The 25,424-nt window shown below is 36.2% G+C and carries 21 protein-coding genes; 12 read left to right on the top strand and 9 right to left on the bottom strand.

Going from position 1 to position 25,424, the window contains the following annotated elements; translation table 11 throughout:
• Position 1: 1 nt before the first annotated feature.
• The 3 genes from AAC601_RS07325 to AAC601_RS07335 form a co-directional block, all read right to left on the bottom strand.
• Positions 2-1,390, bottom strand: a complete 1,389-nt coding sequence (locus AAC601_RS07325) for a di-heme oxidoredictase family protein (RefSeq protein ID WP_340152907.1) — start codon at positions 1,388-1,390, stop codon at positions 2-4.
• 13 nt (positions 1,391-1,403) lie between these two features.
• A complete protein-coding gene (locus AAC601_RS07330; RefSeq protein ID WP_340152908.1) occupies positions 1,404-2,564 on the bottom strand; it encodes an imelysin family protein in 1,161 nt (386 codons plus the stop codon).
• An 85-nt stretch (positions 2,565-2,649) separates the two neighbouring features.
• A complete protein-coding gene (locus AAC601_RS07335; protein WP_340152909.1) occupies positions 2,650-3,606 on the bottom strand; it encodes a hypothetical protein in 957 nt (318 codons plus the stop codon).
• Positions 3,607-3,638: 32 nt separating this feature from the next.
• On the opposite strand from AAC601_RS07335, the gene AAC601_RS07340 reads away from it, so the two are divergent.
• From AAC601_RS07340 to recO, 4 genes are all read left to right on the top strand, one after another.
• Complete coding sequence (locus AAC601_RS07340; RefSeq protein WP_303271325.1) at positions 3,639-3,962, top strand: 2Fe-2S iron-sulfur cluster-binding protein; 324 nt, start codon at positions 3,639-3,641, stop codon at positions 3,960-3,962.
• Between the two features lie 125 nt (positions 3,963-4,087).
• Entirely contained in the window at positions 4,088-4,666 is a 579-nt protein-coding gene (locus AAC601_RS07345; protein WP_303271326.1) for a thymidine kinase, read from the top strand.
• 101 nt (positions 4,667-4,767) lie between these two features.
• On the top strand, positions 4,768-6,927 hold the full coding sequence (locus AAC601_RS07350; protein WP_340152910.1) for a hypothetical protein: 2,160 nt from the start codon (positions 4,768-4,770) through the stop codon (positions 6,925-6,927).
• Positions 6,928-6,930: 3 nt separating this feature from the next.
• On the top strand, positions 6,931-7,620 hold the full coding sequence (gene recO, locus AAC601_RS07355) for a DNA repair protein RecO (protein WP_340152911.1): 690 nt from the start codon (positions 6,931-6,933) through the stop codon (positions 7,618-7,620).
• 95 nt (positions 7,621-7,715) lie between these two features.
• On the opposite strand, the gene AAC601_RS07360 is transcribed toward recO, so the two are convergent.
• Entirely contained in the window at positions 7,716-8,360 is a 645-nt protein-coding gene (locus tag AAC601_RS07360; protein ID WP_340152912.1) for an SDR family oxidoreductase, read from the bottom strand.
• Between the two features lie 155 nt (positions 8,361-8,515).
• On the opposite strand from AAC601_RS07360, the gene AAC601_RS07365 reads away from it, so the two are divergent.
• Positions 8,516-9,118, top strand: a complete 603-nt coding sequence (locus tag AAC601_RS07365; protein WP_340152913.1) for a hypothetical protein — start codon at positions 8,516-8,518, stop codon at positions 9,116-9,118.
• A gap of 42 nt (positions 9,119-9,160) precedes the next feature.
• On the opposite strand, the gene AAC601_RS07370 is transcribed toward AAC601_RS07365, so the two are convergent.
• Entirely contained in the window at positions 9,161-10,054 is an 894-nt protein-coding gene (locus AAC601_RS07370) for a UbiA family prenyltransferase (RefSeq protein ID WP_303271331.1), read from the bottom strand.
• Positions 10,055-10,251: 197 nt separating this feature from the next.
• On the opposite strand from AAC601_RS07370, the gene AAC601_RS07375 reads away from it, so the two are divergent.
• The 3 genes from AAC601_RS07375 to AAC601_RS07385 all read left to right on the top strand — a co-directional run bounded on the left by AAC601_RS07375 (position 10,252) and on the right by AAC601_RS07385 (position 13,312).
• Entirely contained in the window at positions 10,252-11,340 is a 1,089-nt protein-coding gene (locus AAC601_RS07375) for a type III polyketide synthase (RefSeq protein ID WP_340152914.1), read from the top strand.
• Entirely contained in the window at positions 11,337-12,038 is a 702-nt protein-coding gene (locus AAC601_RS07380; protein WP_340152915.1) for a methyltransferase domain-containing protein, read from the top strand. The genes AAC601_RS07375 and AAC601_RS07380 overlap by 4 nt, the downstream gene beginning before the upstream one ends.
• Positions 12,039-12,169: 131 nt before the next feature.
• Positions 12,170-13,312 carry an acyl-CoA dehydrogenase family protein gene (locus AAC601_RS07385; protein WP_340152916.1) on the top strand — a complete coding sequence of 381 codons (1,143 nt, stop codon included), beginning with the start codon at positions 12,170-12,172 and terminating at the stop codon, positions 13,310-13,312.
• 76 nt (positions 13,313-13,388) lie between these two features.
• Here AAC601_RS07385 and AAC601_RS07390 read toward each other — a convergent pair whose 3' ends face one another.
• The 3 genes from AAC601_RS07390 to AAC601_RS07400 form a co-directional block, all read right to left on the bottom strand.
• Positions 13,389-14,159, bottom strand: a complete 771-nt coding sequence (locus AAC601_RS07390) for a hypothetical protein (protein WP_340152917.1) — start codon at positions 14,157-14,159, stop codon at positions 13,389-13,391.
• Between the two features lie 105 nt (positions 14,160-14,264).
• On the bottom strand, positions 14,265-17,270 hold the full coding sequence (locus AAC601_RS07395) for an ATP-binding cassette domain-containing protein (protein ID WP_340152918.1): 3,006 nt from the start codon (positions 17,268-17,270) through the stop codon (positions 14,265-14,267).
• A 114-nt stretch (positions 17,271-17,384) separates the two neighbouring features.
• Positions 17,385-18,260: a hypothetical protein gene (locus tag AAC601_RS07400; RefSeq protein WP_340152919.1), complete on the bottom strand. Its 876-nt coding sequence runs from the start codon at positions 18,258-18,260 to the stop codon at positions 17,385-17,387.
• 480 nt (positions 18,261-18,740) lie between these two features.
• Between AAC601_RS07400 and AAC601_RS07405 the strand changes: the two genes are divergently transcribed.
• From AAC601_RS07405 to AAC601_RS07420, 4 genes are all read left to right on the top strand, one after another.
• Positions 18,741-19,454: a pirin family protein gene (locus AAC601_RS07405; protein WP_303271338.1), complete on the top strand. Its 714-nt coding sequence runs from the start codon at positions 18,741-18,743 to the stop codon at positions 19,452-19,454.
• 101 nt (positions 19,455-19,555) lie between these two features.
• Positions 19,556-20,119, top strand: a complete 564-nt coding sequence (locus tag AAC601_RS07410) for a hypothetical protein (RefSeq protein WP_303271339.1) — start codon at positions 19,556-19,558, stop codon at positions 20,117-20,119.
• A 3-nt stretch (positions 20,120-20,122) separates the two neighbouring features.
• The gene (locus AAC601_RS07415) at positions 20,123-21,052 is read left to right on the top strand and encodes a DUF4249 family protein (RefSeq protein ID WP_303271340.1); all 930 of its coding nucleotides are present in this window, start codon (positions 20,123-20,125) and stop codon (positions 21,050-21,052) included.
• On the top strand, positions 21,049-23,466 hold the full coding sequence (locus AAC601_RS07420; RefSeq protein ID WP_303271341.1) for a carboxypeptidase-like regulatory domain-containing protein: 2,418 nt from the start codon (positions 21,049-21,051) through the stop codon (positions 23,464-23,466). The genes AAC601_RS07415 and AAC601_RS07420 overlap by 4 nt, the downstream gene beginning before the upstream one ends.
• A 206-nt stretch (positions 23,467-23,672) precedes the next feature.
• Here AAC601_RS07420 and AAC601_RS07425 read toward each other — a convergent pair whose 3' ends face one another.
• Positions 23,673-25,385, bottom strand: coding sequence for a capsule assembly Wzi family protein (locus AAC601_RS07425; protein WP_303271342.1), 1,713 nt, complete (start codon positions 25,383-25,385; stop codon positions 23,673-23,675).
• Positions 25,386-25,424 lie beyond the last annotated feature (39 nt).

Consider the following 25,424-nt stretch of genomic DNA (forward strand, 5'->3'; position numbering starts at 1 on the left):
CTTATAAGGAATTAACAAAAGAGATTAAATTTTCCCTTTCAATTTTCGATAAATTTTTAAACTCAGTTTTCGTTTTTTCAGCTTCCCCTCCGTGCCAAAGAATGGCTTCTTCTACATTTCTTGCTCTGCCATCGTGGAGTAAAGTAGTATGTCCGTTAACAGTTTTTACTAATCCAATACCCCACAGAGGAGCTGTCCTCCATTCAACTCCACTTGCATCACCATCTGGCCTATGATCTGCTAGTTCTTCTCCCATATCGTGTACCAATAAATCCGTATATGGGTAAATCTTCTGTTTACTAAATTCAGGGATATCATTATGCTGAGCAGTTGTAAATGAGGGGTTATGGCAACTACTGCAGCCAATTTCGGAAAATAGCTGAGCTCCTTGCATTACTTTTTCGCTGTTCGGTTCTCTCCTCTTCGGAACTGCCAAAACCTGTGAATATAGCGTCACGCGATCTAAAATATCATCGGATACCTCAGGATTACCACCGTTCTCAGCCTGAATCAGTTTTCCTTGATTCGAGGTTTCATTTTCTGCTGGAAATAGAGAACTACTTAACCCCATATCTCCCTGGAAAGCTGCAGCAACCTGCTGTCTTACATTTGGTTCATTAGCTTTCCAGCCAAATCTGCCTAACTGGAGGCTGTCCGTCAACACATTTTTAACATAATTAGGCCGCCCAGAAACCCCGTCACTGTTATGATCCTGCGGATCTGCTAGCGCAAGTATGTCATCTGCAGCAATGGCTTCCAATAAACCTAATCCGATAATATGTGGCGCTACTCGTGGAGAAACCAATACATCCTGCTGCATGGATCCATAATTCAACTGGGTGAATGTATACAAAGGTTTTCGTAGAGAGTATCTTTCTCCATCAGGATAAGCCCCTATAATTTCTTCATAGTTGATTTCTACTTGACCCTCTTCTTTCTCTCCTAAAATAGCAAGGTGGTTAAATTGATTGCCGTAATTAGGTTCTGGTTTTGTTTTTCCGCCCTCAGTTGGTACACTTAATCTAAAAAGTAGAGCGGACGATTGGCCTTTCTCAAAGCCAGGTTCTCCCTTGCCATCCAAAAAATGACAGCTTGAACATGATTTGGCATTGAAAAGGGCTCCTAGTCCATCTAGGTCAGTCGTTGAGGATGGAGCTGTTACCCAGTTTCTTTTGAAAAATGCATTGCCGGTCACGAACTGCATTTGCTGATCACTTGAAATATTGGGTGCGGCATGACCGAAAGCATTTACAGAGAAATCATCGGTTGTTGCTCGTCCACCCGGATACATTGCTGTTTCGCTTACTGCTTGATAGGTGCTTTTACTGCCGCAAGCATTCAAAATAATCGCGGCTATAAGAAGCGCTAGAAAGTATGCATTGTAACTCATCTACAGCTCGGGTTTATATTGCTTCAGGGTCAAACTGGAATCCAAATTTGCTAGCAGTTGCGGCTAACAGATCTCCTTGCTTTCGAAATAAGCCTATGGTCTTGGCAATTTGCGCCCTCCCGCTCTCCTCTTTTATTTGCTGATCGAATGGAGCTTCAATCTTTTTACTTTCAGCTATTCCTGTGGCAATCGTTTTTTTCAATTCATCTGCCAATACTTGGTCTTTTTGTTTTAACACATCAAATATGCTCGGGCCTGATATATTATTTTCCACTGTAAAAGACTGATATTTTCCTAAGAAGACGTTTTCAATGCCTTTAGCATTAGCCACAATATCATTATGGGTATTATCACTAAAACAAGAATGCTCATCTTCTTTGGATCGTAAGTCGTAAGCCACAAACATTCGTTCTCCTGCTAATTCTCCTTTACTTAGTTTGCCAAGACCAGATACAATTTTTTCTATAGATTGATCTGGGTTTGCTACAAATTTAGCACGGTAATTTTGTTGGTTTGGCTCCCATGCTGCCATGACTGAATTCAAGTCTTTGATCAGTAAATTCACTGTTTCAAGCAGATATTTTTTTCTCCTATCAGCATTTTTTGCACTTCCTTTCTCTCCTTCTATATAATCTAGATACGTCCGTTGACCGGCCCCTGGGCCATCACTTAGATCCTGGCCCCAGAGTAAGAATTCAATTGCATGGTAACCAGAGCTAACATTAGTTTCACTCCCTTTTTCGTTCATAGAGGCAATGAATGCTGTCGTTATCTCGGGAAATTTTTCTGGGCTATTGATGATATTAACATTGGTATTTTCAGCAGCAACGTAGTCTATATATGCTTCATCTAATGGCCATGCATTTATTTGTCCTTCCGGACCGTTTTCTCCATCTATCGGTCCACCATAAAAACGGAAGGCTTCGGATTGGCCATAACTTTTTCTCGCTAAAATCCATGCTTCTTTGCTTTTTGCAAACCCTGATTCGGTTGGGTTTTCAAGGAAACTTATGATTACTTTTCTTAGTGCAATTGCATGCGTATGTACATCCTGATAATTCGCGTAGACAATGTTGCTATAGTTTTCTACGACCTCTTTGTTTGTGACCTGTTCCTGTGAACTGCAAGAAAAGAAGACAAATGTTGACATGAATAGGTAAATCGCGCGCTTCATTTTATTTAGATTTATTAAATATAATGCAAAAGTAACACAGAATGTTTTGAAAAAAAATGAAGTTTAAAAGAATGCACCAGACTTATTACCTTCCAAATCGCTTTTCCACTAGTTCCATAAACTCTTGCACTTCCTCAGTTTCCATATCCCAATTATATTTATCAGCGAATGATTTTTTAATATGGGATGATGCTTCTTTATGGTTTTCCATATTGTCAATTTGCTCTACAGCAGAGAGGAACAGATTTTGCTTGCCATCAAACAATTCGTTCACAAACATAAACCGCTGATTGAGAGTCAGCATTTTCATCATGCTTTTTCTACCGCTTTTCGCGAGCGTATCTGCCAGGCTTTGCTTCTCCTTGCTTTGCAGTTTTTCATTTAGCATACCAGGATGTTCTTTTTCTTCCTCTAAGTAAACATCGGCAATTGAAAGCGGCAAAGTTTTGGAAAACTCAGACAAAAGGGGTTGAATATCAGCAGGTTGTTCATCAGCATTGCTGCAGACTTCATTAAACATTTCAAATGCAGTATCATTGAAAACTACCTGCTCTTTATGCGATTCGAAATTCTCAATTAAGCCATCTAAAAGAAAATCGTTGAACTTAATATACTTTTTTAAATCTTTCAGATCCGATAGGCGTAATCGACTATCATCTCTCTGGTTAATTTCCTTAGAATAAAAATCATAGGGGGAAAAAGCTAGTAAAACACTATCTTTGATGGACTCCTTTAATAAGGGTTCGAAATGTTCTTTTTTAACATAGATATGACGGGAGAGCGTATTCATGAAGTCCTTCATGGCTTTTTTTACCTCATCGCTATGGTAATCGAAGTAAGGACTTTGCAACTTTGCATTCTCTTTTTTCCATTTTTTGAAAAGATTTTTGAGCACCATTAAATTGATCTGCTTGTTGGGGCTCAGTTCTAAAATCTCTTTTCCGCTAATATGAGATGAATTGCTGAAGAAAGTTTGACAAAGTTGTTTTGCTAATGCTTTGCTATAAGCATCAATTGCCTGATGATTTAATTTGCTCTCCATTATTTATTTTACTTTTTTTGCAATTTATTCTTATGCCTGAAATTGAGATTTCTAACCTTTATGAACGCAAGATAATCACTAATAGCACAGAAAAAAGAGCATTAGAGATTATACACGAAAACTTTATTGATTGGATGCATGCCTGTGGAAAAAAAGGTAGGTGCACCACTTGCAAAATGATAGTGGAGCAAGGAATGGAAAATTTGGGCCAGTTGACGTCCGCAGAGGAAAGATTTCGAAACCAGAATAGATTAAAGAATAATGAAAGATTAGCATGCCAAGCAGTTGTAGTGGGTGATATTAAGATAAAAGTGGCAGAGCGAAATAAGTTTCCTCACATGGAATATTCAGATTGAAAGATTTGGTTAATCAAACTTGTCAGGTTTCATGTAATCAAGTGTAGAAATATAGTAAATAAGTTTATACTTCGAAAAAAGGAGAAACCTGACAGGTTTTAAGCATATAAATGTATTATTGAGAAATGTTTGTAGAGCCACATATAGGGAGAGAAGAAGGAGGAAAAGGCAAAGGATGGATAGAACTGATTTGTGGTTCTATGTTCAGCGGAAAAACTGAGGAGTTAATACGTAGATTAAATCGGGCGCTAATCGCCAAGCAGAGAGTGGAGATTTTCAAACCGAAAATCGACAAGCGTTACGATGAAACAGAAGTTGTTTCTCATAACAAAACTGCAATCCGATCTACTCCCGTGGATTTCGCAGAAGACATCTTATTATTTTCCGGTAATTCAGAAGTAGTAGGAATTGATGAAGCCCAATTTTTTGACTCGGAGATAGTAAATGTAGTTAATGCTCTCGCAAATCAGGGTAAACGGGTAATCATTGCAGGTTTAGATATGGATTTTAGCGGTAAAGCTTTTGGATCGATACCCGAATTAATGGCTACCGCAGAATATGTCACAAAAGTCCACGCTATTTGCGTAAAATGCGGAGGAATAGCCTCTTATTCTTATCGCCTGAGTGATGAAAAACAGAAAGTCATGCTGGGGGAAAAAGATAAATATGAGCCTAGATGCCGGAAGTGTTTCCATGGCTCCTAGTTCATTAGTTAGGTTTTTAAATAACTACTAATCAAAATACCACAACATCTTAATTTTCAGTTATTATATTTGAAAACAATATTCACTGCACCTAAAGAGCTATGCTGAAAGCACTTTCATTTTCATTTTTTTTATTATTTGGTTTCTGTCCCGTGGCACAAGACATACCCATGGGTAGCTGGAGAAATCATGCAGATTATTCTACAGGAAAAAATGTGTCGATTTTCGATGGGAAAGTTTTCTGTGCTAGCACGAACGGTATATTTTATTTCGATCAAGAAGATGGAAGTCTCAATACCTTAAGCGCCACTGATGGATTAAGTAGCCTTAACATTAGCATGCTGAAGAAAATTGACGATGTTTTACTCATAGCCTATGACGATGGTTTGATGGATGTATTGGATAAGGAGCTTTCCATCACAACTTTCAATGAACTTTTTGAGTCAGAACTTAGGGGCAGTAAAAGAATCAATGGAGCTGTACAAGTAGAGGAAATTGTTTATTTAGCTACAGATTTCGGAGTGGTGTTATATAATGCTGAGGAAAACGAATTAATTGATGCTTTTTTAGATTTAGGGGAAAATGGAGAAACTACTGTTATTAATGGAATTAGTAGCGATGGAGAAAAGCTTTATCTAAGTACTGAAAATGGATTCTTGATTGGAGATTTACGGAGTAATCTCAATTTAAAAGATTTTCAAAACTGGGAAAGAGAGTATTTAAACGGAGAAGTAGCTATCCAAAGCACCGCTTTTTATCAAGAGGATTTGTTTGCATTAGGGACGAACGATAGTATTTACCAACGACAGAATGGAAGCTGGCAGTCAGTTTTCGGATTGGGAAGTCCAATTGAGAAACTAAACTCTATTAATGAAAGCCTATATTTATCATCGGGATCCGAGCTTTTTCGATGGAGGGAAAACACTTTTGTATTAGATTTTAGTGTAAATGAAGCTGTGCAGATTCATGATTTTGTATTTGTTGAAAATCAATTCTTCTTGGCAGATGAAGTTTTAGGCTTAATTCGCTTTCAAGATGGTGCTCAAGAACGTCTAATTCCTCAAGGGCCCAAAGGCAGAACTCAAAGTCTTCATCAATTAGAACAATATACAGTTCATTTAGCAGAAACTACCCCTGGGTTTTCCTATTTTGAAAATGGGAGTTGGACTTATATCAAAAAGGATGTTGGTGGTAATCATTTAGCTTTTTTTCAAGACGTTGCACTGGATTTGCTTTCTGGAAATGGAATTTTCCTCAGTAAAGAAGATGGACTTTTTAGCTGGGACACTGAAGATATTGTAGCACTTGACATTGATATTTCTTTAATTTCAGACTGGGTTAGTCTAGCCGAAAGCCCTCAAGCTAGCTATTGGGCTTTAGTGAAGACCGAAAATAATCTTTATGCAGTTTTCAATCCCGAAACAGAGAACTTGGTAGAAATTAATTTACCAGCTAGTACAACAGTAAGTGATTATTTAATCGTGCCCAATGGCGACCATTACATCGCGACCACTTCTGGTGTGTTTGTTTTCAATCCCGAAAGTGGACTAGAAAGAAGACTTACTACTGTTTTGGGAAATGGGAATTTACCCAATAACCGAATTAAGGACTTAGCAATGGATTTAAATGGACAGCTGTGGATTGCCACTGAAAGTGGTGTTGCATTTTTCAATCGTTTTCAAGGAGTGCTGGACGGTGACAATGTGGATGCATCTCAGCCTATTTTTGAAGGCTTTTTCCTTTTTGATGGAATTCCTGTTAATCATGTGGTAGTCGATGGTGGCAACAGGAAATGGATGAGTACACGAGATGGCTTGTGGCTTTTTGACGAAAATATTGAGCGAAATATTGTTCACCTCAGGAGGTCGAACAGCCCCATTATAAATACCAATATACAGCAAATGGTAGTCAACCCTCTAAATGGTGAGCTATTCATTACCTCTTCCAATCAATTTCTTTCTTACAGAACAGATGCAACTCGAGCAGGAGCCAACCATTCTAATGTGGAGGTTTTCCCAAATCCCGTCCGGCTATCAGTTAATAGTACAGTCAGCATTCGTGGATTGGCCTACAACAATGAAGTTATGATTACGGATATTGCTGGAAACCTCATTCATAAAGGGAAAGCAAACGGAGGTACCTTCTCATGGGATTTAGACAATTATAGTGGATTCAGAGCCAAAAGTGGAGTCTATTTAGTTTTTTCTATTAATGCAGATGGAACTGAAACTTTTCAAACCAAATTTGCGGTAACGCCTTAAGCCATGCTTCACAAAACCAAAGGCATAGTATTAGGGCATGTAAAATACGGGGAGAGCTCCTTGATCATCCAGATCTACACCGAAAAATTTGGGATTCAATCGTATATCGAAAATGGGGTACGAAAAGCTAAAGCCAAACATAAAATGGCGATTTTCCAGCCTTTGACATTATTGGACTTAGTGGTTTACAAAAAATCAAATAGTAGCATTAACCGTATGTCGGAAATAAAAGTGAACCCACCCTACCGGACAATTCCTTATGAAATTATAAAATCCTCAATCGGTTTATTCTTGGCGGAATTTCTGAATCATATTTTGCGAGGAGAGGAAGATGAAAACCCGATGATGTTTGGATTTATACATGATAGTTTCACATATTTTGACCAGAAAGAGGAAAGCTATGTGAATTTTCACTTACAGTTTTTAGCGCAGCTGTCTTCATATTTGGGGTTCAAACCTTCTGGAGCTGTGGAGATAATGGATGAACTTTCTCAATATCATCAAATTAAATTACGACCAGATGAAATGCTCAAACTGGAAGAACTTTTAGATAATGACCTAACTTATGATTTAAAAATTACAGCAGAACAAAGACAACAATTACTAAATGTGTTGATTCAGTTCTATCAAATTCACAGTCATTCGTTCAAGGAAATTAAATCTCTTCGAGTTTTACATGAGGTATTGAGTTAAAGGGAGCTATACATAGTTTGATTTATGAAGAGCTATTGAATAGAAAGTAAAAACTTTTCCAAAGCTTGATACTTTGGAAAAGTCATAATCAAAGATTACATTTTTTCGATTGCTTCCTCAATACGGTACGTTCCAGAAAGTAATTCTAAGGATTTTCTGTAGGTTTTTTCAGCTTCTAGGGACTTAACCACTACATCTGCAACATCCCATCTTGGTATTGAGCCTCTTCTTTCGTCCGTTCTTTCACCATAATCTACTTTGCCTTTGGGTTCGTCATCAGTTAACATGCCTGGTTTAAGAATTGTGTAATTCAAACCGGTCTGTTGTAAATAGTCATCAGCTGCTGACTTTGCATGGTAATAGGCTCCCATGTTTTCTGGCCATTCTGATGGACTAAAATCGGCACCAAAAGCACTTACCATCATAAAGCGATCAAATTTATGCTGTACAGCTAAATCAATTGCTTTAATAGCACCTTGCTGATCAATCGCTTTTGTTTTATCATCCCCAGTGTGTCCACCACTTCCTGCCGTGAAAACAATGGCATTATTTCCTTCATAGGCATGACTGAAGTCTTCCTCCAAGTCACCTAAAACCGTCTTGATTCCTTTTTTCTCAAATTGCTCTCTTTGAGATTCTTTTCTTACCATGGCTATGGCATCGTGAGGTGAGTTGCTATGAATTTTATTAACTATTTTCTGGCCAATTTTTCCGTTGGCACCTATTACTAATATGTTCATATAATAATGTTTTTAGATTTTTGGTATGTTAAGTTATACGGATTTAGCACCATAGGTTTAGAAATTTTCATAGTCGATTTATTTTTATGTACTAATTTCTTAATTTTAAAGTTCACAGGATGAACTTATACTTAAACTATTAACTCTATTTAAAAATGAAGAAAGCATTAGGCATTATCGCTATTTTAGTTTTTACCTTTACTCAATCAAAATCACAGGATAAGCCAAATTCATTAAACAAAGGAGAGCAAGTAAGCGTTTCTGATCATTTGATAAAAATTGAAACCGGGTTGCCGTCACTTGTAGGCCTATCATATGAGAAGAAATTAAATCAGAATATTTCTTTATATAACAGCATAAGTCTGCTTGGTGCTTTTGGAGGAGGTTCATTCTCTCGAACTTTCTACGGAGTGGATAATTATTATCTTTTAACACCCCAAATAAAAATGCAACCTCGATTGTATCATAATCTGGGAATGAGAGCTATAAAAGGTAAAAATGTAAATTTTAATGCGGCAAATTACTTAGGACTTTCGGCCAGCTTTTATCATACCTCTTTTTTTCTAACTAATGCACAAGCATTTCCACAAGGGCCGGCAGTGTTGGATGTACAGTTAGCATATGGAATACAAAGGATATTCTTTAAAAAATTTAATATTGATTTAGCATTTGAACCTGGTCTTGAGTTCACTCAAGGCGAAATCGGAGCTTTTATAGGGCTTAATTTACAATTAGGGGTTGTGGTGTTTTCGAATTAAGGTACTTAATATTCATTTTATTTGAGTTTATAATTTTTCAAATCACAAATTCAACTGCCCTATATGACTTATCTGCAAAAAGAAATATACAAAGAAAGCATTCAAGCAAAGAGCAGAAATTAAATTTAAACCCATAGTCCAACCAAAATTTGCATATTTTTCATTTCTATGAACCAAAGCAAACCAGATTAGAAAATAGATGACTGTAGGCGCCATAAAAAGCAAAAAGGCAATACCCATTTTTTCATTATGGTAATTCAAAAAGTAATATTCAAATCCCAGAGTAGCTAGAAGAAAAGTAACCAAGGTAAACAGAAAGGTTCCTTTAATGCCCAATACTATGGAAAGCGTATTGTCGCCCCTCTTCCCATCTTCTTTATGTTGGTAAATTTGAGTCATGGGATAGGAGCCCCATAAAAAAGCAGAAGTTAATAAGCCAGGTAATATCACTTTCCATTTCAAGGCAATTTCCCATCCAAAATCATTGATACCGACATATGACATATAAAAAGTAAAAACGCCTTGAAAAAAACCAGCCACTAACCATCCTACCCAAGGATACTTCTTTAGACGGATTCCGGGGTGACTGTATGCCTTTGAAGCCAAACCATAGACAAAAACCAATAACGCAAATTCCATGCTGATGAGCCAAGCCAAGGCAATTCCTATAAAATCGAAAATCAAACTTGTATAATATAAGCCAATAGAAACAGGAGGAGGCTTTTTCATTAAGCCTATACTATCTTCGTCTTTGTCGAAATAAGAATTGTAGGCATTACTGGCGGGGTAAATGAAAAAATGCAAAATCACAAAAGTTAGAATAATTCTATCTTCTCCTAAATTTGGACTTATTCCTAAAGCAAAAATGTAAACAGGCAATAGAAAGAAGGAAAAAGGAATCCTTAGATGCTGAAGGATATGAATAGCTTTTTTCATACGTACTTAAATGTTTTTTAATAGCCAGCCTTTCTCAAAAATTCGAGAGAAGCCTTGGAGTTGTTAATGTTTATCAATCCACAGGAACATGAAATCTTGTTTCTGTTTTTCAAATTATGTTGACATGTTTTTGTTTATGACTATTTCATAAACAAAATCGAAAATTTTTGCTTAATATAGTCATTCAAGAATAATATATGCCATACATTAACCTGATTTCTCCTGCCAATCCGCAGATTAGTATTTCCCAAAATGATATAGCCGGCTTTATGCAAAAAGCTATGCATTTGAATGAGGAAAACAGCCGTAAGTTACGGGCCATTTTTAGAATGTCAGGTATTGAAAAGAGACATACAGTTATTTCTGACTATCAATTTGCAGATGATAGAGATTGGAAATTTTATCCGCAATTGAATAATGGAAAATTACTGCCGAGCACAGCTGATCGTATGAAATTATTTGAGCAGCATGCGTTGCCGTTAGCTCAAAAAAGTCTTGAAAGCATTTTTCAGCAATATGATCCCAAAGATTTCACACATTTAGTAACAGTCAGTTGCACCGGCATGTTTGCTCCGGGTTTGGATATCCAATTGATTAAGAAATCAGGATTGAATTCAGGTATTGAACGAACGTCTATACAGTTCATGGGCTGTTTTGCTGCGTTTAATGCCCTCAAGACCGCCCATCACATCTGTCGCTCAGAACAGAATGCTAAAGTTTTGATCGTTTGTGTGGAGTTGTGCACCATTCATTTTCAATCTGATTTTTCAGAAGACAATTTATTAGCCAATACACTTTTTGGAGATGGGGCTTCAGCAGTGGTAGTCAGTAATGAAAAAACCGAGCAAGCATTGCAAATGAAAGCTTTTAAAAGCGTTGTGGAAGGCGATTCAGAACAAGAGATGGCTTGGAATATTGGAAACTTAGGTTTTGAAATGAAATTAAGCAGTTATGTCCCGGAGGTAATTGCCCAAAATATTGCTAGATTAGGTGTGGAATTGATGGAAAAATTGCAACTAACGCTAAAGGATATTAATCAGTTTGCTATTCATCCAGGTGGAAAGAGGATTTTGGAAGCAGTGGAAAAAGGCCTAGAGCTACCCAAGGAAATTAATGAATCTGCTTATAAGGTTTTGAAGGAGTTTGGCAATATGTCTTCTCCGACAGTACTCTTTGTTTTGCAGGAAATGTGGAATAAAATTCAACCTAGAGATAAAGTGTTAAGCTTTGCCTTTGGACCAGGCCTAACGATGGAAAGTATGCTATTGGAGCGTGTAGAAAAATGACAAAAGTTGATTTATCCTATCGGTCGGAAGAAGAAGAAATCATGGATGACTTATCCGATGATAGCCCTGCCCTTTATCGGGCGCTTAAAGAATTGGATATTATCAATCATTGGCTGGGCGGAAATGCTATTACCTTAAGTGCTGTAAAAGAGACGCTCAGAAAACATCCCGATAGAGAATGGCAAATAGCGGATTTAGGTTGTGGAAGCGGAGAGATATTATTGAAAATAGCCAAATGGTGCCGAACTCAGAATATTAAAATTCGACTGCATGGGTTTGATGCCAATCCTAATGTGGTTGCTTATGCCCAAAAGCATTGCGAAGGCTATCCTGAAATCGCATTTCATGCGGAAAACATTTTTTTAGAAGACTTTAAAAACAGAAAGTTTGATGTGATTTGCTGTACACTTTTTCTTCACCATTTTCCTCAAAAAGAATTGGTCAATCTCTTAATACAGTTTCAAGCACAATCAGAGAAAGTGATTATCAATGATTTGCATCGCCACTCTTTCGCCTATTATTCCATTAAATGGATTACCCATTTTTTTAGCAAATCGACTATGGTGCAAAATGATGCTTGTCTTTCAGTGTGGAGAGCATTTTCAAAAAAGGATTGGAAGGATATTTTGAAATTAGCAGGAATCAAAAATTACGAATTGGGTTGGAGATGGGCCTTCAGATGGAGGCTTATTTATTAATTCTAGTTTTCCTTTATCCACATAATTTGCCATTAAACCCAACCTTTTCCCCCTAACGAATGTTAGTTGGGTAGTTAAGCTATTTTAAGCTATATTTGCACTTATTTCAGGAAACGACTAACACAATATTTATGGATTTTGGATTGAATGAAAACCAGGAAATGATTGCGCAAATGGTGCGTGATTTTGGAGCTAAAGAAATTACCCCGCATCGTGACCAATGGGATGAAGAACAACATTTCCCTGTTGATGTGATGAAAAAATTAGGAGGCCTAGGCTTAATGGGTGTTCTCGTTCCTCAAGAATACGGTGGCGCAGGTTTTGGTTATGAAGAATACGTAACAGCCATTATGGAATTAGCTAAAGTAGACCCTTCAATAGGACTTTCTATGGCGGCACATAATTCTCTTTGTACAGGTCATATCATGCAGTTTGCGAATGATGAGCAGAAGAAGCGGTGGTTGCCAAAACTGGCTACTGCCGAGTGGATTGGTGCTTGGGGCTTAACAGAGCCGAACACCGGTTCTGATGCCGGGAATATGAAAACTACTGCTGTGCAAGACGGAGATTATTGGGTAATCAATGGTGCTAAAAACTGGATAACCCATGGTATTTCCGGTGATGTTGCCGTGGTAATCGTGAGAACAGGGAAAACGGGAGATTCACACGGTATGACTGCTTTTGTTGTAGAAAGAGGCTCGGAAGGATTTAAAGGTGGTAGAAAAGAGAATAAATTAGGAATGCGACTTTCGGAAACAGCAGAAATGATTTTTGAAGATTGCCGTGTACATAAAGATAATATCTTAGGAGAAGTTGGACAGGGCTTTATTCAAGCGATGAAAGTACTGGACGGAGGAAGAATTTCCATTGCTGCACTTTCCTTAGGAATAGCAGAAGGCGCCTATGAAGCGGCTTTGGCTTATAGCAAAGAAAGACATCAATTTAATCAGCCGATTTCAAGCTTTCAAGGAATAGCATTCAAATTAGCAGACATGGCAACGGAATTAGAAGGCGCGAAATTATTGACCTTCCAAGCGGCAGATTTGAAAAATAAAGGGAAAAGCGTTAATAAAGAATCTGCGATGGCTAAATATTACGCTTCAGAAGTAGCGGTAAGAAACTCAGTTGAGGCAGTTCAAATTTTTGGTGGTTATGGTTACACTAAAGATTACCCAGTAGAAAAATACTATAGAGATTCTAAGCTTTGTACTATTGGGGAAGGAACATCTGAAATTCAAAAACTAGTAATAAGCAGAGCTATTTTGAAAGGATAATTAGCTTATAGAATTATAACTAAAAACCCACAATGGACTGCTATTGTGGGTTTTTTAATTTGTCAAAACTTATAAATTAAAATTCCTCAAAAACCTCATCGTCCCATTCTTGAGCAACCCTAATATTTCCTAAAGTCCTTTCTCCCCTACCTGAAGACAATTGAATTTCCCCATAATTTTGATAGCCTGTCCACTCATTGCTAAAACTTGCAGCACTATCAGCAGCGTTCCTATAAAAATCCCACTGTAGAATTAAATGGCTCTGTGGATCGATATAGGCTTTATATTTGTTTTGAGGAGTAAAACCAACGTCTTCAAAAGTTAAGCTAATGACTTCGGCATCTTTCCCACTTAAGGTGCTGTCCTTACCATGATATTTTAATTGAACGCCTGGGTCCTTAAACTTGAATGGAAAAACCAACCAATAGGAATCATTGACCCAGATCTGCTTTCCTCTTTCTATATACTTCTCCAAAGAATCACTTTTGATGAGCTCTCTGTCACCAATTTTTACGCGACCAGTATCTTCATTAATATTGATTAGATAAGTAGATTGTTGTCCTGGAAAATCTATTCTTACATTTCCGGTATATTTATCCCATATTAAATCTCTAGCGCCTAAGAAATTCCAAGCAATGTAGCGGGTGTTATCCCAATTTTCTTGCCCCCCATGAGTTTTTAGAACTTTATCGGCTAGCTCAACAGCTTTAGCGTCAGAATTTTCAGGCTTGAAAACAGGGACTTCCCGAGTTTCTGGTTGCTGATTCTCATTTTGTTCATCGGATTTTTCCTTTGACTGACAAGCAAAACAGAGTATTAATGCGGAAATGAATATGATATTTTTCATGAGTATTTATTCTGTCAATATTAGAAATTCGTTTTGACCTATTTAAAATTGCTTCAAGATATTTGAAAAATTCTTACAGTTTCAATCTATAATCAAAGTATTTGTTTAAAAGAGCTTCTTAAAAGTGACTATTTTTCTTAGGACATCATAATAAAGTGTTAAGTAAAGTATAATGCTCATCAGCCATATAATTGCCAAATTAAATTGCAGCGTATTAAAAATATATCCTGCAAAATATTTTTCGCCAGCGTAGAATTGCGTTCTGAAATCCAAAGCATGATCTGGCTGAGGTTCCATGTAAACCGGATAGATTTTTTGAATTAATTTACCATCATATTCAATTATCCTATCAGGGTCATTAGTATTTTTAACTAAGTTGGCAACCGTCTTATTGTAGTAATTATCTCGAAGGTATTCGAAACGAGCTTTTCGTTCGGGATTGGAAGTGAGCATATAGATTGCTTTTTCTTTTTTAGCATTGGCCTCATTGAAGAAATTATTATAAAACCTACTTAAGGTATTTAAAAAGCCCTGAGTTTTTTCAGCTGTCCATTTGTCAAATTTGTCCACTGACAATTTATGATAGGCATCAAACTTGTCCTTTCCTACAATTTCCAGTTCCAAACCGATTTCCCTTTTTAAGATTTCAATTGCTTCACTAAATTCTTGTGAGTTGTTATCATCTAAATTCTGACTCAGGAAGTTTAGTTTAGATTTTAATCTTGGGATGTAATATACTGTTTTATATTCCGATTGAGCCATTTGTTGGTCAAGCTCAAAAAATGGCGCTGCATACTCATTGGATTTGAATTGAGCAACCATGGAGGCTTCAAAAGCCCATCTGGAAGCCATTAATTCACCAACCAATGGAACTTTATCAGGAGTTGTAATTTGTGGGTTCAGGTTGTCAAATTTTACTACAACCCCACTTAAAATCAATTGAGGAATTAATAAAATGGGAATTAGAATATAAATGGTGATGGCGGAATTAAAAGCTGAAGAAATATTTAGCCCTAGCATATTAGCAAAGCAGGCTGTTGAAAATAAGATCGCCCAATACGTAAGGCTCATGCCGTCAATCTCAAGAATTAAATCGCCTATTATGACATAAGTAAAAGTTTGAACGGCTGAAAATAAAAATAGAATTCCAATTTTAGAAAAGAGATAACTGCTCCTGCTCAAATGCAGAAAGGACTCTCTTTTCAATATTTTCCTGTCTTTAATGATTTCCTCGGCACTCACAGTAAGCCCCATAAAAAGTGCAACAATAATACTCATGAAGAAGAAGGCTGGAATATTAAGATTGTCGACAAAAAGATACTGATTCTTTTCATTTTCTGGGTAGAAGCGAATAATATATGCAAGCAATATAGCTAGAATGGGAGCTTCCAATAAATTGATTAGTAGGTACTGACGGTTGGCAAGCTTTGACTTAAAGTCTCTTTTAAAAAAAAGACTTATTTGTTTAAGCCAACTAGGAATTTGTAATTCAGGTTTGGGTAAAGGATCAGGATCCTTCATTTTGGGAATTAATAATTGCTTTTCAAATAAGCTAAACCATTTTTTAGGGCTTATTTTTCTTTCATCCGTGGCTTTTCCATATTCATTCACCACTTTGGTTTCAATTATATTGAAGATTTGCTCGGGATTTACATTTCCACACTCAATGCAAGCGGCTTGATCTTTATCTATCGTATCAATTTGATTTTTGAAATACAGTACCGCTTCCACTGGATTTCCATAATAAATTTGGAAGCCCCCGACATCCAGAATCACTAATTTATCAAACATCCTAAATATATCCGATGATGGTTGATGTATAACCACAAAAACCATTTTTCCCTTTAAGCTCAACTCTTTGAGAAGGTCCATAATGTTTTCTGAATCTCTTGAAGAGAGGCCTGAAGTAGGTTCATCTACAAAAAGTACTGATGGCTCTCTTAGAAGTTCCAAACCAATATTTAATCTTTTTCTTTGTCCGCCACTTATGGTTTTGTCAAGTGGAGAGCCCACTTTTAGATGTTTTGTTTCTGATAATCCTAAGGAAGCTAAAGTTCTCGAAACCAAGTCTTCTATTTCTCCGGATGTTTTGTCATCAAAACATAGCTTAGCCGCATAAAAAAGATTTGCATAAACAGTTAGTTCCTCAATCAGTAAATCATCTTGGGGAACATAACCAATGGTTCCCTTGATTGCAATAGGGTTATCATGAATATTTATGCCATTGATTTCTACTTTTCCTTTGGAAGGCCTTTCGTTTCCATTTAAAACATTGAGCAAAGTGGATTTTCCTGAACCTGAGGCACCCATTAGGCCTACTAATCTTCCCGTTTCTTCAGCGATATTTACCTTATTTAAGCCAATATGGCCATTTGGAAAAGTAAAGCTGATATCTTCAGCTAAGAAAGAAATATTGGGAGTGTTATCGTCAGTTTTATAATGACTTGCAACATCGCTATAAAACACGGTTTGAGATTTTTCACCCTTAATAGTGCTTCCTGAAGGAAACAGGGTGATGGTATTTTTTCTAAGCGGAATGCCGTTCATGTTCAATTGAGCATTGCCAATGTACTTCACAAAATACATTTCTGTACCAGATAATTTTAAAACTGATAGGAAGCCATCTAAGTGATTTTCCTGTATATAATAAGTCGATTCCGGCACTTTAGCATCATCTTCTGCAACAATTAGGAATTTGTCGGATTCAAAATCCTCGATGTTTTTTGCCAGCGCAAAAGATTGAATATAGGCAATGATTTCAAGTGGGAGTTTAGTTTTTTCGGCTACCCGGTCTAAAATCTGAGTCTCTTCTTCGGCTATTTCCCCATCTGCTAAAATAAGTTCTATGAGTTGCAAAGCGAGAATGATTTTTTGAGGATAAGTGAATTCCTCATTTATTTTATGGCATATTTTATCAATTTTTTCGTTACTGTCACTGAATGAAGCCTCAGTAAATTCATCAAACATTTTCAGATGACGTTCTGCGGATTCTTCAGATAGATTTTCTGATAAGAAACTTCTTACGTTATTCCGTTCATCTTCTGTTACAGTACCTTTTTTTGCAACTATTGCGAATAATTCCAATAAGGCTCTTAATAAATTTTCACTCATGGCTTAGTTTGAAATACAGTGGGGATTGACTTGGTTTTTTTGCAGAAAAAAAGGGCAGAGACTGCAATTCAACATGCTCTCGTACCCTCTTTAGTATTTATGTCTATTTTAATTTCATCCGGTTACATCATCTCTGATTTTACCCATTTGATTTGTTATGTTGTCTAAAGTTTCATCTTCCAACAATTCAGAACCTTTCCCCTCATCCATCAATTGCTGTACATTTAGTTTTTTGTATTCTTCTTTCAATACTTTTAGATCAGCAACAAGTGTTTTAATATATTCGTCCTGCTCAACACTTTCCAATAGCTCGATCAAATCAATTAGTGGTTCTTCCTGCTTAATGATGACATCAACTAATGGGATTAAAATTAATTTTCGTGCATTGTCAGGTAAATCTTTAGGATAATTTTCAACTAATGCCGTAGCAATGTATAAACCTTCAATAAAAGAGCCGGCTAGCAATAGTGCAGCAACTTTTGGTCGATCTGTTTTTCTTAAGTGATCATCAGCATTATTAATGGCCTCATTTACTATCATGGCCAATGAGTCTGTATTGGATAAATTGCTTTCAAATCTTTCTACCGTTTTAGGATCGAATGAACCCGATAAGGATAATTGATCTGCTAAAGGTCTAATTTCAGTGATATAGTTTAGTGCTTTTTGTGATTTTTCATATGCACTCAAATAGGCTATATCAGTGGAGTAAACGCCTAAGTTTACAGCAGCCTCATTATTGTTACTGCTATAGTTACTTACATTTTTGACATTATGGATCAGACTCTCATCAAGGCTTGCTCCTGTCTCCATTAATAAAAATGGAATCTCCGAAGGTGCAGGCATTTCCTTTACTACACCAGAGATTTTCTCTTTTACTTCTTCTTGAGCTTTTTCAAAAGCTTCAGAATTACTTTCTTCTTTATCTTTCTTTTCGGGGCTACATGCTACAACAGCCAATAAGGCTACAATTACAATTGATTTTAAGTACATATTCATTGTTTATGGTTTTTTTCTAAGTCATTAATTTATAAAATAATTTTAATAAATAATATTGTTTTGGCAAGTGGATTTTGAAAAAGTGATATTTGGTCTCTTTTTATTAATGTTGGATGTTAATTATACTGGTATCGATGCAAAAAATTTAAAGCTCTCGAAGCCCTCTTTTTACTGGCCGATTTACTAAAGTACCCATTGATCACTTGTTTTTAGTCTTGAAGAGATCTTTCATTTTTATATTGAGGATGTTAGTTCCGATATATTGTAATTGTGATTTTATTTTCTTTCACAAAGGTGCTCATTACGACTTCTTTTAAATAATTGGTATAGTTTCAAAATCATGAAAAGTAAGATTATATTATAAGTGCATTTGCCAATCTAAAATTCATGATAAATAAAAAATTATTTTCATCAATAATGACACAAGTTTTTGTGTAGCCCGTAATTACATGTATATACATACAATTTAAAATTATGGAAAAAATAATATATAAAGCAGAATCAAGAGGCCATGCTAATCATGGCTGGTTAGATACTCATCATACTTTTAGTTTTGCATCTTACTACAATCCTGATCGAATTCATTTTGGCGCATTGAGAGTTTTAAACGATGATAAGATCACGAGTGGAACAGGTTTTCCAAAACATCCACATGATAATATGGAAATAATCTCTATTCCTTTAAACGGAGATTTGGCGCATGAGGACAGTATGGGAACCCAATCGACTATTAAGCAGGGAGATGTACAGGTGATGTCAGCAGGAACAGGAGTGACGCATTCAGAATTTAATCCTAACAATGATATTGGTACTGAATTTTTACAAATCTGGGTGTTTCCTAATAAGAAAAATGTAGAGCCAAGATATGGTCAAGTAAGCTATCCGATGGAAGAAAGAAAAAATAATTTTCAAATGGTTGTTTCGCCTAATGTAGAGGAGGTAGACACTTGGATTCAGCAAGACGCTTGGTTTCATTTAGCTGATTTTGAGGAAGGCTTTGAGAAGAAATATGAGATGAAGAAAAAAGGTAATGGCCTTTTTCTATTCTTATTAGAAGGTGAAGTAGAAATCGAGGACGAAAAGCTAAAAAAGAGAGACGGCATTGGCTTAATAAATTTGGAAGAAGTAACGATTAAAGCCAATGCAGATGCAGAAATGTTGCTGATGGAAGTTCCACTGGAATGGTAAAAATATAAAATCATGTCGGAAGACCATTTTCGATATGATTTTTTTCTATTTCCTACAATTTCCTACAATAAATCATATAGCTTTGAGGTTTATTTTATATAATGAACCAAAAGCTCTATTCAACCTTAATAGTTATTGCCTTTCTTGCCCTTTGCGTTAACAATTCCTTGGCTCAAAATGGATTGGAAGGAAGAACTAATATTAAAGCTTCACATAGTTATTTTAACTATGTAGGATTTCAAAAAATACATTATTTTCAAATAGAATATAATAGAGGAATTACTAAATTTCTTGAAGTAGGCTCTTATTTATCTACCCACTCAGATTATTACCTTGTCACAAGAATCAACCCTTTCAATAATGAACCATATACCGCAGGCCTAGAAAATAGAGCATTTCATTATGGTTTTCAAACCAATATCCACCCTTTACAAATTTTGCTCTCTGAGGGACATCGTTTTCGGTTAGATTTATATATCAATGCAAAGTTAGGCGGTAGATATTCTCCGGTTCCTAATGATGCATTACGCCAAAGAGAAAACTTTTTTGAGTATGACATTGGAGCTGGCTTAGCTTACCATCTTTATAAACACTGGGGTGTTTATGTGGAATATAATTACAGATCTCCCGCTAATTTTAGATATGGCTTAAGTATAAAGTTTTAAATTATGAGAAATATATTATTAAGTGTCTTTCTGATTTTAATAATTGGAATTTCAAGCTGCACCAAATTATTGGAAGATGATTTCGCGGAATTTAATGATCACTGGGTCATTAATAATATCATGATTGCAGGGGACAGCATAGAAGTAGAAATAACCAAAACCACTTCCGTAAATGGTGAGGGAAATCCGCCAGTTGAAGATGCATTGATTCAACTGATGGTTGAAAATGAAACTTTTGAGTTGAGTTATGATGAAAACTCAGCCACCTATAAATTAAATCAACAGATTGAAACAGCTAAAGAGTATAACTTTGAGTTATTTGATGCTTCAGGAGTACTCAAAACAAGTTTCAATCAAATGATACCCCCACCTCAACCCATTTTAAGTATAGAACATATTGATGTGGCGGGTGTGGATGATGAAGGAGTGACTCACCCAGCTATTAAGATAGAAGTTCCTAATAATGCCGCAAAGAACTATTTTTATGTTAATATTCGACTTTTGGAAAAAAAATATGACTTTGAAATTGAAGAGATTGACGACAATAGATTTGAAATCTTCAAAATTGAAGACCCCATTTTATTGAATGAAGGAGTTCCGTTTCCGTTATTCACTAATGAATTAATGACCGGAAATAGTCAAGAGGTTTTTATGAATTATCAGGCTGGTGAAACTAATGTAAACGGTGTATGGGTTGGAGAAAATTACCCCTTAGTGGTTGAATTATGGACACTTAATGAAGCATATTATGAATTCATGAAGCAAAATTATCAATATGAAAATAGTCGATACCCCATTATAGGTTCAGGAAACCAAACCGCTATTTCCAATTTTGATAATATTGATGGGGCTTATGGGATTAATGCAGGCTATTCTTATATAAAAACAGACACTATCTATCCTTCCGGAACCGAAAATTATTTCAACCAATGATTAGGATTACGACCTTTTGCTTGAGTTTATTTGTGTTATTCAGTTTTGAGCATGCTTTCTCTCAAGAAGTAAATGTTTCAGGATATGTGAGGGATGCAACTGGCAAAGAGAAATTAATTGGTGCGCATATTATCAATGTCAAAACAAAAAAAGGAGTCATTACCGACCATAATGGCTATTTTGCCTTAAATGCAAAGCTTAATGACTCTCTTAGAATTTCTTATGCAGGCTACAAAAGCCCAGTACTTGAAGTTAATGAAAACAGCCAGAGTATATTCGTTGATCTTCAAATGGATGGGAATTTAAAAGAAGTCAAAGTAATGGGAGTTAGAGATGTTTTCCAGCCCATGACCCAGCTTAAATCAAAGGACTTTACCAATATTCCCACTATAGGTGCAGCTCCAGATGTCTTAAAAGCAGTGCAATTATTTCCTGGAATTACTGCCCAGAATGAAGGAAGTAGTCAGTTGATTGTTCGTGGCGGAAGTCCAGGTGAAAACTTATACATGATCGACAATATACCGCTGATTTATGTTAATCATTTAGGAGGTTTCTATTCTGTTTTCAATCCTGACATGATTAATTCAATGGAAATTTACAAAGATGGTTTTCCTGCTCGATATGGAGGAAAATTATCTTCTATCATCAGTCTTTCTCAATATGAAGGAAATGCTGAAGAATTTAAAGGGAATTTCAGTATCGGTCCTATGGCAACAAGCTTAATGGTGGAAGGACCAGCGCTCAATAAAAAAGCAACTTATATGCTGAGTGCAAGAAAAACAATGATTGACGGATTGATGGCATTAGGAACAACACTTTCTGAGGGCAATGATTTTACTTTTGCCTATGGCTTTCATGATTTCAATGGAAAATTCACTTATAATTTAAATGATAAGCATACCTTATCAGCTAATTTTTATCAAGGCGATGACTATTTAAATTTATGGGCTGAATCTGCTTCCACTATTCCCAATACAGTAGGTAAAAGTCGGCTACAAACTGTTTGGGGGAATTGGTTGGGTGCATTGCAATGGAAATATAAACCCAATGCACGATTAGTAGGCGAAAACAGCTTGTCAGTAGTTCGTTATCGACTCAAAAACAACAGTTTTTATTTTGAAGATGAAGATAATAAAGAACCGACTTTTGATAATCGCTTCCAGTCTTCTTTGATGGATAACCGCTTGCAATCAGACTGGAAATATTTTAATAGTAATTCCTTAACCACGCATTTTGGCGCACAAGTTTCTTATAAAACCCATCAACCCAACAATACTAATGCACAGAATATACTTACAGAAAATCAAATAATTCCCGTTTTAGAAGGGGCACTTTATTTTGACGAACACATAGATTTCTGGGAAAATAGTTCATTAAAAGTTGGAGGAAGATTCAACTATTATCAAAATGATAGGTATTCAGATTTTGATTTTGTCCAGCGAGGGCAGTTAGCAGTTGGCATTAGCTCTAACCAATGGTTATTAGCTCGATTTACCGCTGCAAACCAATACGCACATTTGCTTTACACAACCGGAGACATTGGCGCAAATGAGATTTGGATTCCAGCCGATGAAGAGGCACCAGCTTCCAGATCTACTCAATATTCTTTAGGCTATAAAGCAAATTTCCAGCAAAGTAATTGGCAAATGGAGAGCGCTATTTACTATAAAGAGTTGAATAAGCTGACTACTTACAAAGAAGGAGTAGCAGCCGTATTAGGTGATTCCAATTGGAAAAACAAAATCACAAGTGGAGGAAAAGGTGAAAGCATGGGTTGGGAAACGATGCTAAAAAAGTCAAAAGGAAGATGGACAGGTTTTGCTTCTTATACTTTATCTAAAACAGAATATCAGTTTCCTGAAATTAATAATGGCAATGCTTATGTTTTTGAATATGACAGACCTCATATATTCAATGTAAACCTGAGTACAAAAATGAATGATAAATGGGATTTTTCTGCTAATTGGACTTATCAAACAGGTCTTCCTTTTACTCCGGCGGTTGGGCTTCGTAATTCTCCGGACCCATTTAATCCGGAGATTGAAAGAGAGACCTTAATTTATGGAGAAAGAAATTCCGGCAGAATGCGGGATTTCCACCGTTTAGATTTAGGCTTTAACTATCATAAATTAACTAAAAGAGGCAACAGAGCTACTTGGACTTTCTCAATTTACAATGCTTATAGTCGTCAAAACCCATATTTTAATTATTACCATGTTGATGGGAATACGGATTTTAGTTTGGGACAATTGGACTATTCAGATGAGCCTTTAAAATTATATCAAAGAAGCTTTTTCCCTTTCCTACCCTCTTTCTCCTATAAAGTATATTTTGATAAAGGGATTTTTAAAAGAAGTAGCAAAGAAGAAAGAGCCAATAGACCAAAAAGCAATGTTTGGTATCATAAAGAATAGTATAATTGTTGTAAAATAGAAAAGGGCAGCAATGCTACCCTTTTCGCCTACAACCATAAAACTATGAACGGTAACCAGCCATCCACAGAAAGATTTCAATTTCAACCAAAACCTTCTAAATCAAAGACAACCAAAAACGCAAAAGGGTTGGAAAGTTGGAATTATTAAGTAAAATAGAACCTTATGTTTTTACGGGCTTTGACGCTTTAAAACAGATTTTCACGCTTGGGGATATTCCATCGTAAATCTATTCCATAAAATCTATTCTCACTGCTATTATTGCCAAACTCACTTTGCTGATTTCTTATACTGTAATTCAAATCAAGAAATAGATTATGATACGGCATTACACTTAATGTCATTTTAATAAACTTTAAATTATTGCTTTCCCCTTGTCCTATAGTATGCCCAAACTGCCATCTGCGTCCGGTATCAGGATTGATATGGCTGTATCGAGCATTATTGGCCTTAAAAATATCTCCTCCGAAATGGTTGTTTTCCGTTGTGTCCGTGCCAAATTCTGCCAGAACTGCTTTGGCCTGGAAATGTATTCTTGGGGTAATTTGATAGCGTAATGTTGCTACCCATTCTTCGAAATTGGCTCCTAAAGGATGGGCTAAAGATTGTTTATAGTTTGCATAATTTGTGAAATTGGAATCATGAGCATACATAAAAGGGCGAGCTACATTATATTCAGCTTGTAAGTCCAAATTAGGGATTTCGAAAGCGTTGAAATACTTCATCCCGGTTTGAACCGCCCATTTATTGGCCCACCAGCCCCCTTGTCTCAAATTTTCGATCAAGAACTCATCTAATACTAACTGTCCATAAAGGCTAAATCGCTTCAAGAATAAAGCTCTGAAATCCATACCAACTAAGGCATTTCCCGAACTACCATCTTGCTGTTCTAAGGCACGATAGAAGATGATAGGATTAAAATACATGGGATCAATTGGATTTTGTGCAACCGAGGAGTCTCCAGACATGATAGCCTCGAAGATACCAATATTGATATTGTCGGTAATGTTATAACTTAAATGATGAAGCGACATAAACTTTCGGGGATACTTGTTTTGAGTACCCGATAATTGATTGCCTCGCAGCACAACATCTGCTGTTTGTAGTCCGAAGAGATTGGTGTAATTCAATTTCCAAATGTTGGTTTCAGCTTTTAAGAATAAATAGCTTGGGGAAAAATCACTTAAAATAAGTGAACGCTCCCCATTGCCTATAAAAAAGCGGTCATGACCAAATTGTAAGTTAATGTTTTTGGTTGCTTGAAAGGAAATATAGCCACGTGCTGTGAAAAAATCGACCCCTTCATTATTATCACCATAGGGTTTCCAAAAACCCTCGTTCGGAACCGCGCTAAAATCGCTAATGTAGTCATTAACATAAGTGGGAAAAACCACTTGATTTTCACCTACAAAAGTGTAAAAGCCTAACTTATTATTAATTAAACCCCTAACTTCTAGCCCTCTGGTGTTGGTAAAAAGTCTATTATCGCTTAGGCTTTCTTGGCCCAAAGAAAGACCAAGAACAGGGTTGACATGTAAATCAAATTCATTTTCATGCACATTTAAAAAATCGGGTTTTGTCTTGTAAATATATCCAAGAAGGCCTTTTTCATTTTTATAGTCTGCACTATCGACCCATTCCCAACTGTCATTTTTCAAATAATTGTAGTTGAACTTATCTTTCCGGTTTAAATTATTGGTATTTAAGCCATCTAAAAATTGGGCAATTTCTTTTCTGTTAAAAGGCTTCATGGAAGCATGGAAGCTTTCTGAAAATGTTCCGTTTCTTACTTCCAGTCTTTCTATTAGGTGATAATAGTCACGATTTAACGGAGCATTGACGGCTTGAGAGAAAGCATTGAAAACAGATAAAGAAAAACAAAAAACAAATAGGAATCTCATAGTGAACAAATTAGCGCCTGCAAGTTAACCAAAAATATA

Source organism: uncultured Marivirga sp. (assembly GCF_963974845.1).
Classification (GTDB): domain Bacteria; phylum Bacteroidota; class Bacteroidia; order Cytophagales; family Cyclobacteriaceae; genus Marivirga; species Marivirga harenae.

Coding starts and splice junctions, on each gene's coding strand:
- AAC601_RS07325 (WP_340152907.1), bottom strand. CDS start 1,390: ATGAGTTACAATGCATACTTTCTAGCGCTTCTTATAGCCGCGATTATT.
- AAC601_RS07330 (WP_340152908.1), bottom strand. CDS start 2,564: ATGAAGCGCGCGATTTACCTATTCATGTCAACATTTGTCTTCTTTTCT.
- AAC601_RS07335 (WP_340152909.1), bottom strand. CDS start 3,606: ATGGAGAGCAAATTAAATCATCAGGCAATTGATGCTTATAGCAAAGCA.
- AAC601_RS07340 (WP_303271325.1), top strand. CDS start 3,639: ATGCCTGAAATTGAGATTTCTAACCTTTATGAACGCAAGATAATCACT.
- AAC601_RS07345 (WP_303271326.1), top strand. CDS start 4,088: ATGTTTGTAGAGCCACATATAGGGAGAGAAGAAGGAGGAAAAGGCAAA.
- AAC601_RS07350 (WP_340152910.1), top strand. CDS start 4,768: ATGCTGAAAGCACTTTCATTTTCATTTTTTTTATTATTTGGTTTCTGT.
- recO (WP_340152911.1), top strand. CDS start 6,931: ATGCTTCACAAAACCAAAGGCATAGTATTAGGGCATGTAAAATACGGG.
- AAC601_RS07360 (WP_340152912.1), bottom strand. CDS start 8,360: ATGAACATATTAGTAATAGGTGCCAACGGAAAAATTGGCCAGAAAATA.
- AAC601_RS07365 (WP_340152913.1), top strand. CDS start 8,516: ATGAAGAAAGCATTAGGCATTATCGCTATTTTAGTTTTTACCTTTACT.
- AAC601_RS07370 (WP_303271331.1), bottom strand. CDS start 10,054: ATGAAAAAAGCTATTCATATCCTTCAGCATCTAAGGATTCCTTTTTCC.
- AAC601_RS07375 (WP_340152914.1), top strand. CDS start 10,252: ATGCCATACATTAACCTGATTTCTCCTGCCAATCCGCAGATTAGTATT.
- AAC601_RS07380 (WP_340152915.1), top strand. CDS start 11,337: ATGACAAAAGTTGATTTATCCTATCGGTCGGAAGAAGAAGAAATCATG.
- AAC601_RS07385 (WP_340152916.1), top strand. CDS start 12,170: ATGGATTTTGGATTGAATGAAAACCAGGAAATGATTGCGCAAATGGTG.
- AAC601_RS07390 (WP_340152917.1), bottom strand. CDS start 14,159: ATGAAAAATATCATATTCATTTCCGCATTAATACTCTGTTTTGCTTGT.
- AAC601_RS07395 (WP_340152918.1), bottom strand. CDS start 17,270: ATGAGTGAAAATTTATTAAGAGCCTTATTGGAATTATTCGCAATAGTT.
- AAC601_RS07400 (WP_340152919.1), bottom strand. CDS start 18,260: ATGTACTTAAAATCAATTGTAATTGTAGCCTTATTGGCTGTTGTAGCA.
- AAC601_RS07405 (WP_303271338.1), top strand. CDS start 18,741: ATGGAAAAAATAATATATAAAGCAGAATCAAGAGGCCATGCTAATCAT.
- AAC601_RS07410 (WP_303271339.1), top strand. CDS start 19,556: ATGAACCAAAAGCTCTATTCAACCTTAATAGTTATTGCCTTTCTTGCC.
- AAC601_RS07415 (WP_303271340.1), top strand. CDS start 20,123: ATGAGAAATATATTATTAAGTGTCTTTCTGATTTTAATAATTGGAATT.
- AAC601_RS07420 (WP_303271341.1), top strand. CDS start 21,049: ATGATTAGGATTACGACCTTTTGCTTGAGTTTATTTGTGTTATTCAGT.
- AAC601_RS07425 (WP_303271342.1), bottom strand. CDS start 25,385: ATGAGATTCCTATTTGTTTTTTGTTTTTCTTTATCTGTTTTCAATGCT.